This is a genomic window from Streptomyces sp. NBC_01426, assembly GCF_036231985.1.
Taxonomy (GTDB): domain Bacteria; phylum Actinomycetota; class Actinomycetes; order Streptomycetales; family Streptomycetaceae; genus Streptomyces.
Window position 1 is genome coordinate 7,152,153 of record NZ_CP109500.1, and the last position, 11,238, is coordinate 7,163,390.

Below are 11,238 nucleotides of genomic sequence, written 5' to 3' on the forward strand. Positions count from 1 at the left end.
CGCGGCTACGCGATGTCGGTCCCGGTCCCGGTGTCGGCCGCGATGCGGCCCAGCACGTCCGTGTAGCGCGTCCGCCGGTCCGGGCGGGCGTGGTCGGCGGCGCGCCTGAGCGCGGGGACCGCCGGAGTGCCCAGCCGCGCGAGCCCGTCGGCCGCGGTCCGGCGGACCTCGGGACGCGCGTGGTCGAGCAGGCCGACCAGGGCGGGGATCGCCGGTTCCCAGGCCGCTCGGGACAGGCTCCGGACCGCCATGCGGACCACGTCCGGCTGGGGGTCGTGCAGCAGGACCTGCGTGTGAAGAAGGTGGCTCCGCCGGTCCAGCACCGCCCGGGAGGTCCGGTGCGCGTGCAGGCGGACCCCCGGCTTGGCGTGGTGCAGCAACTCGCCGATCAACTCCCGCACCACGGGATCCGGATCAGGACCCCGGTGCTCCTCGACCAGACGGGTCAGGACCCGGCGGATCCCGTCGGGAGTCCCGGTACGGGCCAGGTCCGACAGCTCCTGCCGGGTCGGACGGCGCGAGGAGGTCGGGGCCGACGCCCGGGCGCGCTCGCGGAGCGAGGCCAGTGCGGCCGCGTCCCGACGTACGGCCTCGGGGCCGCGCAACGGGCCGTCGACCAGCAGGATCCGATCCGCGAGGTCCTCGCGTCCCTCGGCGCGGAGCCGCCGGCAGGCACGCGTCAGGGCGGGAGTCCGCAGCACCGCCCGGCCGGCGATCAGGCCCACGAACCCCGGGGCGCCCGCGTCGAGACGTGCGCCGAGACCGTGGGCGAGCACGTCGACCGGAACCCTGCGCAACTCGACCTCGGCGGCCTGGTGGACGGCGGGCGGCCCGTGCTCCCACCAGTGCGACAACAGCGGAAGCAGCGGTACGAGGTCGGGTGGCGCGAGCCGTGAGGCCACGCGCAGCACGTTCTCGGGCGGAACCTCGTCGGCCCGCAGCTCCGCCGGGTCGAGCGTGGTCATGATCCGGGCCAGATCGGCCCCGACATCGACCGTCGTCCGGCCGCGCAGGGCCGCCCGGAGCACGGCGAGCCGGATCCCCGGCTCGGGCCAGCCCAGCAGGGCCCGGGCGGCGGCGTTCCGGCGGTCCGGGGCGGGGGAGTCCACCATCGTCAGCAGGCGGTCGCGCAGTGCCGCCGAGCGCGGCTGGTCGAGGTCGTCGGCGTGCACGCGGCGCGGTACGCCCCCACGCCCCGGCGCCGGCCGTGGGCCGGCGGCGCTCTCACCGATCGTCCAGGGAGGTGCGTCCAGGGGCTGGAGGGACGTCATCCAGTCGAGCAGGGGGTCACGGACCTCGGGAGCGGCGCCGGCGTAGACGTCGATCAGCGCGGACAACCGCTCCCGGGAGCCGGGCGCGTCCTCGTCGCGCACGCCGCGAAGGTCACGAAGGTGGTCGAGGTCGGGGAGGTCGTGGGGGTCGCCGACGGCACGACGGTCACGGAGGTCGCGGCGGCGGAAGTCCGCGAGCGCGGCCGGTGTCCGCGCCGCCGCCTCCAAGGCGGTCCGCCAGGCTCCCGCGGGCAGGGACGGTACGGCGAACGCCTCGCGCAGCACCTCGGTCCGGGCCCGCCAGGGGTCGGCGCCGAGGCCGGCCACCGCCAGCGCACGATCGAGGTCCGCGCGCACCAACACCGCGCCGCAGCGCCGCAACAGCGTCAGCGTGGGCCGGTCGGGCGTGTGCGCGGCCGCGGGAGGCAGGGCGCGTACGGAGTCGACGACGGCCGCCGCCGACGCCGGCGTGAGCAGCGGCGCGACCGCTTCGAGCACCGCGACGAGGCCCGGGCGGTCCTCGCCCGCCCCGCCGGTCAGGGCGTCGGCCAGGAGCCGGGCGGACCGCGCGTAGGAGGCGAGCTCCCCGTCCGTCCAAGGTGCGGGGCAGAGCCGCAGGGTGAACCGCAACACGGCCGCGCGGGCCGCCCGCGGCGCGGAGTCGGCCAGGCGGAGCCAGTCCGAGAGCAGGGGCCGCAGCTCGCGCAGCCGGTCGGCGTGCGGGGGCTCGGGGCGCTCGGCGACGCGCAGCGCGACGGCGGGATTCCAACGACCCGCCGCCAGCGACGCCACGTCGAAGTCCGTTGCGTCGTCCGACGCCGGCGCCGACGACGGCCCGGCCGGGGAGGCGATGCCGTGCCGGCCCAGCGCCGGCGCCAACTCCTCCCGCGTACCGGACGACAGACGGACCCGCCCGCACGCCACCAAGGCGAGCAGCGCCGGCGCGACCGGTGACGCCTGGTCGGACAGGGCGAGGATCGACCGCGCCGGCAGGGCGCCGTCCAGAGCCTGCGCCAGCAGGGCCCGGGCGCGATCCGTCGCGCAGTGCTCCGCCGCGGCGAGGACGGTGGCCGCGTACGCGCCGCCGAGGATCGCCCGCAGCGCCTCGACGAGCGCGACGCGGAGCCCCGGATTGTCGTGCCGACCCAGCACGCGGAGCAGGTCCGCAACCGCCGGGGGCGCGCCCGCGCGCACCAGGACCTGGGCGGCCGTCTTCTTGACGTTCATGTTCGGATGGGCAAGACACGCGGCGATCGCCGTACAGGCCCAGCGGGCCCGCGCGTGACCGAGGGCGAGCAGCGCCCTCCGGACGGTCTGCACGTCCCCGGCGCGGGTCAGCGCGATCAACGTGGCCGACAGGGCCTGCGCGTCGTCCCCCGTGACATCGCGGGCGAGCAGCGCGAGCGCGTGCTTGCGCACGTGCCGGTCACGGTGACGCAGCAGGCGGTGCACCCGGGCGCGAACGCGGGGACCGGGAGCCCGCGACAACAGTTCGAGGAGGATGGACTGTTCACCGTCCGACAGCCCGGGCCGGTCCAACAGCTCCCCCACCAGATCCGCGAGCAGCGCCCTGCCCGCATCCGGCGCGTTCGCGGCGTCGAGCAGGCACGAGGGCCGGATCCGGCGCCGCTCGTACAGGCGGGAGCCCAGGGCGGTCAGCGCGTGCTCGGCTTCCCGGGGAACGATCGGTTCGGCGTTCGGCGTCTCGCCCTCGAACCGTGTGACGTCGCCCCCCGGCTCCCGGAACGCCGCCAACTCGCCCACGACGCGCAGCAGCAGGTCCGCGAGGGCGGGCAGGGTGCCCGCCCCGCCGTGGGCGGCGAGCCGGCACAGCGCCGTCAACGGTTCGTCCGGGTCCAGATGGGATCCGAGGAGGGCCAGCTCCTCCTCGTCGGGGCCGCCCAGATCGGCCGCGATGCGCGCCGGCAGATCGGTGGGGTCGAGGCGGACGAGGAGCCCGCGCCGCCGGTCCCGGGCGTCGGTCAGATGCCACAGCAGTTCCAGCGTCCGGTCGCGCACCGCGCGCAGGTGGGGCGCGATGACACCAATACCCCCACCGTCCTGTGCGGCGTCCTCGTCGGCGGGCAGCCCGAGCCCCTCCCGCAGCGCCCGCACCGTACGGTGCCCGCCGATGGCCTCCAACGTGTCGAGGGCCGCCGCGGGGGCCGTGGGCAGGAGCGCGATGACCACGTCCTCGGCCGGCGTGTACCGCAGTTCACGGATCGCGGCGAGGAACGGTTCGGGTGCGCCGGCCGTCGCGAACACCCGGGTGATCTCCTCCCCGACGGGAAGCTCCCGCGCCCCCTGCCCGGCCAGCGCGACCAGCAGGGCGAGCCGCCTCGACCGGCTCGGATCGTCGTCGGCGTCGATCAGCACCCGGAGGGTCGCCTGCCGGCCGGTGAAGAGGATCGTGGCGACCTCGTCCGGCGTGATCGCATGGTCGGCCAGCGCCAGACCGACGATGGCCGGTACGTCCTCGTCGGCCGGGAAGTGGCCGCGCCGGTGGAGCCCGCGCAGGCAGGCCACCGCGGGGGCGCCGAGCAACAGCGGGTCCCGGGCGGCGAGCGCGGTCAGTTCCCGGATGTCACCGCGGTCGGCCAGGTCCCCGAGGAGTTCGAGCGCGCGGCGACGCAGCGCGGGCGACCCACCGGGATCGCCGGCGACGCGCCACACCACGTCCCGGTGGCCGTGGCGGGCGGCAGCCGTGAGCGCGGCCTCGGCGACCTCGACCGGGGTGGCTTCCGGATCGGAGGTGAGGAAGACGGACAGCCGTCCTTCCGGCAGCGGATTCAACATCGCCCACGGCTCGCCGAGTTCACGCAGCGCGGCCACCACGACAGCGGTACACGAGCCGCCCGATGAAGAAGGATCCGGTGAAGTGGGATGCGGCGAGGTGGGATCCACCGAGCCGGGGTCCGATGAGCCGGGGTCCGTGGTGCCGGGGTCCGTGATGCCGGAGCCATGTACTCCGACGCCCCGCACCCCGGTGTCCAGCAGGGCGAGGACGTGTTCGCGGACGCGCGCGGGGGTCAACAGCCCCGCGTGCAGGCCCTCGCGGGCCAGCCGCAAGGCCTCGGCGCGCAGCACCCGATCCCCGCTTCCCACGAGCTCGGCCACCAGCTGCTCCGGCCGGTGCGCGGCGGTGATGCTCGTCTCCCGGACCGCCTGGTAGAGGAGTTCACACCGGACCTCGTGTCGAAGCACCGTCGGGTCGTCGAGGAGTTCGGCGCGCAGCCAGGCGATCCGTACCCGCACCGGCAGGCCGGCCGTACGCCACGAAGGTCGAGGCCGGCCCCGCAGGTGGGGTCCCAGGTGGGCGTGAAGGTTCGCCTGGAGGAGAGCGGCCTCGGGCGGATCCACCACGAAATGGGGGAGCAAAGAAGCCAGTTCGGCCGTCTCCCGCTCGTCCGCCACCGGCGGGGTCGAGGTGACCCGTCCGCTCAGCAGGAGCAGGCCCAGATGGCGCAGGCGCGGGTCCGCGTGCCGGCCGAGGCGTCCCAGGACGGCCGGCGGGCAGGACCGGGCGTCGAGGTGGTCGGACAGCCACTCCACGTCCGACCGGTGCAGCGCGTCGTCGATGAGGTGGTCCGCCGAAGTCGTCATCGTCGGATGGTAGGTCGCCCGCCGACCACCCCACCAGCGGGTTCGGCCCGGCCGCGCGGAGCGGCGTGCCGGACCCGCGTGCTACAGCCAACCGTTGCGGCGGAAGGCCCGGTACAGCGCTCCCGATGCCAGTGCCATCAGTCCCACGGCGAGGGGATAGCCGTAGGTCCAGCTGAGTTCCGGCATGTGCTCGAAGTTCATTCCGTACACGCCCGCGACCATGGTGGGGATGGCGAAGATCGCCGCCCACGCCGAGATGCGCCGCATGTCGTCGTTCTGCCAGGTGCCCACCCGGGCCTGCTGGGCGTCGAGCACCGAGTTCAGCAACTCGTCGAGAGTGCGTACCTCGGTGTCGGTGCGGTGCAGGTGGTCGGCCACGTCGCGGAAGTAGGGTTCCGCCTTCGGCGCGTGCCGCTCCTCGCCCGGCCCGCTCAGGAGACCGTTCAGGACCGGCACCAGCGGCTGTACGGCGTCACGGAACTCGCGCACTTCCCGCTTGAGCGAGTAGATGCCCTCGGTGTGATCGACGCGAGCGGACGAGAACACCTGGTCCTCCAACCGGTTGAGCGCGTTTCGCACCTTGACCGCTGCGTCGCTGTAGGCGTCGACGACGACGTCCAACACGGCGTGCAGCACCGACAGTGGACCGAAGCGCAGCATGGTCGCATCGGCGTCGAGCCGGCGGGCCGCCTCGGCCGTCGGATCGACGGCGCCGTGGCGGACGGTGAGGACGTAGCGGGGGCCCACGAACATCATCATCTCGCCGGTCTCCACCGCGGTCTCGTCCTCGACGTACCACAGCGTCTTGATCGCCACCGCCAGCACGTCGTCGAACCGCTCGCGCTTCGGACGCTGGTGCGCCTGCACCGCGTCCTCGACGGCGAGCGGGTGCAGACCCAGTTCCTCGGCCAACTGCACCAGCTCGGACTCGTCGGGGTCGACGAGCCGGATCCATCCGAACTCGCCGTCGTCCAGGCCGTGCAGCCGCTTCAGGGCGGTGCGGCACGCCTCGTCCTCAAGGCCGCACTCGACCGTCTCCGACCTGCCCGACCGTTCCTCGTACACCACGCATTCCATCCCCCGCGCATGCTTCGAACAGGCGATTTCATGCGCCGCCGCCGAACAGTCGACTCCGTCACCCCTCACGACGAACGCAGAGACGGCGATCAGCGAGACGGCGATCCGTGATCGGTCAGCAGCCGGAGCGCGTACGCGTTGTCCGGGGCGATCTCCCGGACCGTACGAGCGGCCTCGGGGGTCCTGTCCGTCGCGCACAGCAGCCGTACGAGGTGGAAGAGGGCCCCGCGGTCGCCCTCCTCGGCACGCCGGCGCAGCGCCGTGTCCATGCCCCGCTCGCCGAGCGCCCGGTTGAGTCTCCGGCGTGCGTGGATGTCCGTGCGGGCGAGGTCCGCGAGTTCCGCGAACCGTTCGGCGGAGGCCAGCAGGTCCATGTGCCACAGGTGGTTGCCGTGCGCGAAGGAATCGGCGTGGCACTCGGCGCGTGCACTCACCAATCCGATGGCCGCATCCCAATCACCGAGCTGCTCCGCCGCCTCTGCCCGCTCGAACCATTCCATGGGCCGAGTATCGCCGACGGCTCAGTAGCCCAGTTGGAAGGCGAGGTGGGTGAGCTGCGTGCGGTTCACCGCGCCGGTCTTGCTGCGCAGGCGCCGCAGGTAGGTGTCGACCGTGTGCGGGCTCAAGCCCATCCGCCGGGCGATCATCCGGTACGTGTCGCCCTGCGCGAGGTGGGCCAGGACCTCCCGTTCCCGGGGGGTCAGGCTGGGCAGGTCCCGTGCGGGGGCGGCGAGTGTGCTGTCGAGCATGAGGGGCTCCGGATCGAAGTCGGTGGAGGGGAGGAGGGGGGAGGGGAGGAGCGAAGGGGAGAGAGGGTGGTGCGGAGGGGCGCGTCGGTCCCGACCCGTCGGCCGAGGAGACCGGGAGCGCAATCACGCCAAATCGGCGGCCCGAGGTCCTGAAAGGGTCGATCCCCCGCAGCCGTTCGTCCTGTACAGACTTTCGCCTTGCTTATCCTGACGCCAGGGGGCGGGCACCTCACCAAAGTGCCTGGCAGTAAAGCGACCGGGGGCGAAAAGGGCGAAGTGGGCCAATGCTGACTACTGATGTGGTGTCTGAATCGAACGATGTCGACCTCGACGTCTACGGCTGGGTGCTCGAACACCGCACGGCGGACGTGGACGCGCTCGCCGCAGGGACCGGCCTCGACGCGGACGTGATCCGGCGCAGTGTCGCGCGGTTGTGCGCCGCGCACCTGCTGCACGTGAGCCCCGACGAGCCGTCGGTGGCCTTCGCGGTGGCCCCCGACACCGCCGCCGAACAGCTCGTCGCGCCGTTGGAGGCGCAGATCCGGGAGCAGGAACGGACGATCAGCGGGATCCGCGAGGACCTCGGGCGCTTCCTGCCGCACTACCTGCGACGCCGGTCCGCCGGGGACGCCCTGGAGGTCCTGGCGAACCTGGAGGAAGTGCGCGGGGCCATCCGCCGGGCCTCCCTCGCCTGCGCGACCGAGATGCTCAGCTCCCAACCCGGCGGCGGGAGCCGGATACCCGAGGCGATGCAGGAGGCGCTGGGGCGGGACGAGGCGATGCTCAAACGCGGCATCGCGATCCGCACCCTCTACCACCACACGGCGCGGTTCAACGGACCGAGCCAGGCGTACGTCGCCGCGGCCTCCGCGCTGGGCGCGCAGTACCGGACCGCGCACGAACTGTTCGGACGGCTCATCGCCTTCGACCGCGAGATCGCGTTCATCCCGCTCAACGACGGCAGCTACGGGGCCGTGGTGATCCGCGAGCCGTCCACGGTGGCCTACCTCTGCGACATCTTCGAGCAGACCTGGGACCTGGCCTCGCCGTTCTCGGCCGCCGTCGGTCAAGGCCTCGAAGAAGTCGCCCGGGAGATCCACGAGACGATCATCCGGCTCCTCGCCGCCGGCCTGAAGGACGAGGCGATCGCCCGCCGCCTGGGCATGTCGCTGCGCACGGCCCGGCGCCACATCGCCGACATCATGCAGGAGTTGGGTGCGGGCAGCCGCTTCCAGGCGGGGGTCGCCGCCGCGGCACGCGGACTGCTGGAACCGAATCCGGTCGCACCGGTAGCCGTCCCCATGTCGCGTGCCGACGAAGTCCCGCCCGCTGACGACGTCCCGTCCTCCGCCGGGGCTGCGGTCGCCGCCACAGCCCTGCCTGTCGCCGGGGCCCTGCCCGTCACCGGAGTTCCGGCCGCGGGCTGAACCTGAGCCGCCCCGCGCCCCGCGCCCCCGTCCCTTCCGGCCACACGGGCCGGGAGGCGGGGACGTTCGCGGGTACGCCCCTGTCACGCGTTCTCGTGTCTGTCGCGGGCGCGGGGGGTGGCGTCATGCTCCTCGGATGGGAGCTGTGGAGAGGGGCACTGAATGAACATGCCGGACGACGGCGACGAGCGGTCCACCGCGCACCTGCGCGAGCTGGAGCTGTTCCTGTCGGTCCATCTGGGCCGGGCGCCGGGCGTGCTGTGGCCCGAGTACGACAACCCGGCCTTCGGCCGCGGTGACGTTGGTGAGGCCGGTGAGGCCGGAGACGTCGGCGACGTCGGCGACGGAGACGACACCTCTGACGCCTGTGACGCCGGCGACGGCGGTGATCGTGACGGCGAAGGCGGAACGGTGCCGGCGGACGACGGGCCCCGGGCCGCGCGGCTGGAGGCCTTCACCGGACGACTGGGCGCACTCACCGGCCTGGCCGTCCGGGCGGAACTCATCGACACCGGGGCGCACGCGCGCGTGGACCCGCAGACCACGGCCGCCGTCTCCTCCACCGACCACCTGCTGATCCACCAGATCGACGGCGCCGTGACCTGGCGGCTGACCGGACCCGGCGAGGACGGTGGTCCCGCGTCCTTCCAGTGCAGGCTGTTGCCCGGAGAGGTGCTGTACGTGCCGGCCAGGTGGGACCGTCGGGCCGAGTGCGCGCGGGGAATCAGGTACGCCGTTGTCTCCCTGCGCCGCGCGGGGGAATGACGCTTGTCCGCCTGAGCGGGCACGCGGGAAGGGGGGCCACTCGCATCCGCGAGTGGCCCCCCTTCGCACCCCCCCGCGCCGGGTGGTCAGCTGCCCCAGGAGCTGTCCTTCGGGTCGCTGAGTCGCGTTCCGCCGGTGGTCGTGCCGGGGGTGATGTGGACGGGGTGCACCGGGGTGGTCGTCGCCTCGCTCTCGCCGGTGGCGGAGATCGTGGTGTCCGACGGCTGCGAACCGCCGGCGATCGGCAGCAGGGCGGCGGCCGCGACGGACAGGGCGACGATGAAACGCTTCAGCATGGGTTCCCCCCGGGTTGAGGTCTTCTGGTCTGCTCACGCCCACCTCGGGGATTGCCCTCGCCGGTCGTGCTCGCAGGACCAACCCTGCCGTGCTCCGGGCCCCTCGATGATCGGTCCGGGCGCTCATCAACCTGCCTGGCGTTAAGGTGAGGGGCGGCAGATCGGGAGGAATCAGATGGATTCGGACGTCAGGGTGGGTGCCGAGACGGGCGTCGGGGTGGGCTTCGGAACGGCGCGTGAACCGATCAGGGCATCGCCGGCCGCCCCCGCGGTTCCGTCACCCCCCGCGGTCCCGCCGCCCCCCGCGGTCCCGCCGCCCCCCGCGGTTCCGCCGCCCCCGGCGGTCCCCACGTGTCCCGCGGTCCCGCCGGCGCCCGTACGTCCAACTCCCGCCACACCGAGAAGACCAACGGTGCCAACGTGACGCCGAGATAGACCGCACCCGTGCCCAGCAGCGCCGCCACCAGACCCCAGGCGTCGAGGACCAGCCCCGCACCGAGCATCCCCACCGGAGTCGCCGCCAGGGCGCACGCCACCAGCAGGCCGAACACCCGGCCCCGCATCTCCTCGGGCACCCGCTGGTAGGCCACCGACATCATCAGCGGCCCCACGACACCCGAACCGACGCCCGACACGGCCAACACCGCCAACAGCACCGCCACCCGCGGCTCGGAGGCCAGCGCGGCGCACCGCACCGCCCCCACCAGGACGAACGCACCCACGAAGACGGCTCGGCGGGGCATCCGGTGCCCGGCCCAGCCGTACAGGGCGGCGCCCAGCAGCGCGCCCGCTCCCACCGAGGTCACCATCGCGCCGAACAGCGCGCTGCTGCGCAGCACCTCGGTTCCGTAGGCCGGATAGAGCACCCCGTTCAGTGCCCCGTCCAAGGCGTTGGTCAGCAGCAGCACGCCGGTCATGGCACCCAGGAGCCGGTCGCCGCGCAACTGCCGCAACCCCGCGCGCAGTTCCCCACCGTACGAACCGCGCTCCTTCGCGCCCGCCGAACGGTCGCCCGGACCCGCCGGCACCAGCACCGCCACCAGGAGCGCGCACAGCAGCATGGCCGTCATGTCGGCGCACAGGGTGCGCACCGGGCCGACCGTCGCGATGAGCAGACCGGCCAGCGGCGCCCCCGCCATCAGTCCGATGCGGCGGGCTCCCTCGACACAGCCCGTGGCCCGTTCCGTCGTGACGCGGGCCCGGCGCATGGCGTCCGTCAGCAGGAGCTGCTTGGAGGTGTCGGCCGGTCCGCGAGCGGCTCCCACCAGGAAGACCAGGACGATCAACACCGGCAGCGGCAGGGAGTCCCAGGCGTGCAGCAGGGGAATCAGGCTGATCGCGACCGCCGTCAGCAGGTCGGCGCCGACACTGGCGGCGCGTACGGGCAACCGGTCGACGATCGGGCCCGCCAGTACGGCGGAACAGAGCAGCCCCAGCACCTCGGCGGCGGCCACGAGCCCCGTCCGGGTCCCGCTGCCGGTGCTCTGCAGGACGAACCAGGGCACGGCGACCAGGGTCATCGCCATGCCGAGGGAGGAGATCGCGGAGACCGCCACCAGGGCGGCCAGCGGGGTGAGGCGTCGCGGGGACGTGGGAGCCCCGGTGTGTGCGGTGGTCATGGAGGTTCCTTCCGGCACCGTGGGCGCCGCCCGGCAGCCCGCGGGTGCGGGCTGCCGGGCGGCGTGGGGTGCACACGGATCGTCGGGTCAGCCGGCCATGCTCACGCGGAGGCTGAGCGGGCGCATGTCGGTCCACACTCGCTCGATGTGCGCGAGGCACTCCTCCTTGTCGCCGCGCACGCCCTGGTCGTGCCAGCCGAGCGGGACCGGCCGGTCGGCCTCCCACAGGGAGTACTGCTCCTCTTCGTTGGCCACGACGAGGAACTGCTGCGGGGACGAGTTGTTCACGGGTTTCTCCTTGATGTGTTGCGAACGGTGCAAGGGATGCATCGCGTGGAAGGGGACGGATCGTGTGGAAGGGGCGTCTCGCGTGGAAGGGACGTCTCGCGGGTGTAGGGGACGGATCGGGTGGTGGGGACGGATGCCGTGGA

Annotated in this window: 9 protein-coding genes; 2 read left to right on the top strand and 7 right to left on the bottom strand. The window is 73.6% G+C overall.

Translation table 11 applies throughout. The features are described from left to right. Positions 1-5 precede the first annotated feature (5 nt). The 4 genes from OG906_RS32045 to OG906_RS32060 form a co-directional block, all read right to left on the bottom strand. Positions 6-4,874, bottom strand: coding sequence for a HEAT repeat domain-containing protein (locus OG906_RS32045; RefSeq protein WP_329447530.1), 4,869 nt, complete (start codon positions 4,872-4,874; stop codon positions 6-8). An 81-nt stretch (positions 4,875-4,955) separates the two neighbouring features. Then, positions 4,956-5,951 (bottom strand): magnesium/cobalt transporter CorA, encoded by a 996-nt coding sequence (gene corA / locus OG906_RS32050; protein WP_329447531.1) that lies wholly within the window; start codon positions 5,949-5,951, stop codon positions 4,956-4,958. A gap of 89 nt (positions 5,952-6,040) precedes the next feature. Further along, positions 6,041-6,451, bottom strand: a complete 411-nt coding sequence (locus tag OG906_RS32055) for a hypothetical protein (RefSeq protein ID WP_329447532.1) — start codon at positions 6,449-6,451, stop codon at positions 6,041-6,043. 21 nt (positions 6,452-6,472) lie between these two features. Then, positions 6,473-6,700: a response regulator transcription factor gene (locus tag OG906_RS32060; RefSeq protein ID WP_329447533.1), complete on the bottom strand. Its 228-nt coding sequence runs from the start codon at positions 6,698-6,700 to the stop codon at positions 6,473-6,475. Positions 6,701-7,002: 302 nt separating this feature from the next. On the opposite strand from OG906_RS32060, the gene OG906_RS32065 reads away from it, so the two are divergent. Continuing rightward, on the top strand, positions 7,003-8,127 hold the full coding sequence (locus OG906_RS32065; RefSeq protein WP_329447534.1) for a helix-turn-helix transcriptional regulator: 1,125 nt from the start codon (positions 7,003-7,005) through the stop codon (positions 8,125-8,127). Positions 8,128-8,289: 162 nt separating this feature from the next. Next, positions 8,290-8,892: a hypothetical protein gene (locus tag OG906_RS32070; RefSeq protein WP_329447535.1), complete on the top strand. Its 603-nt coding sequence runs from the start codon at positions 8,290-8,292 to the stop codon at positions 8,890-8,892. Positions 8,893-8,978: 86 nt separating this feature from the next. Here OG906_RS32070 and OG906_RS32075 read toward each other — a convergent pair whose 3' ends face one another. The 3 genes from OG906_RS32075 to OG906_RS32085 form a co-directional block, all read right to left on the bottom strand. Beyond that, a complete protein-coding gene (locus OG906_RS32075) occupies positions 8,979-9,188 on the bottom strand; it encodes a hypothetical protein (protein ID WP_329447536.1) in 210 nt (69 codons plus the stop codon). A gap of 245 nt (positions 9,189-9,433) precedes the next feature. After that, on the bottom strand, positions 9,434-10,807 hold the full coding sequence (locus OG906_RS32080; RefSeq protein ID WP_329447537.1) for an MFS transporter: 1,374 nt from the start codon (positions 10,805-10,807) through the stop codon (positions 9,434-9,436). Between the two features lie 87 nt (positions 10,808-10,894). After that, positions 10,895-11,095, bottom strand: coding sequence for an MbtH family protein (locus OG906_RS32085; RefSeq protein ID WP_385647515.1), 201 nt, complete (start codon positions 11,093-11,095; stop codon positions 10,895-10,897). Between the last annotated feature and the right edge of the window lie 143 nt (positions 11,096-11,238).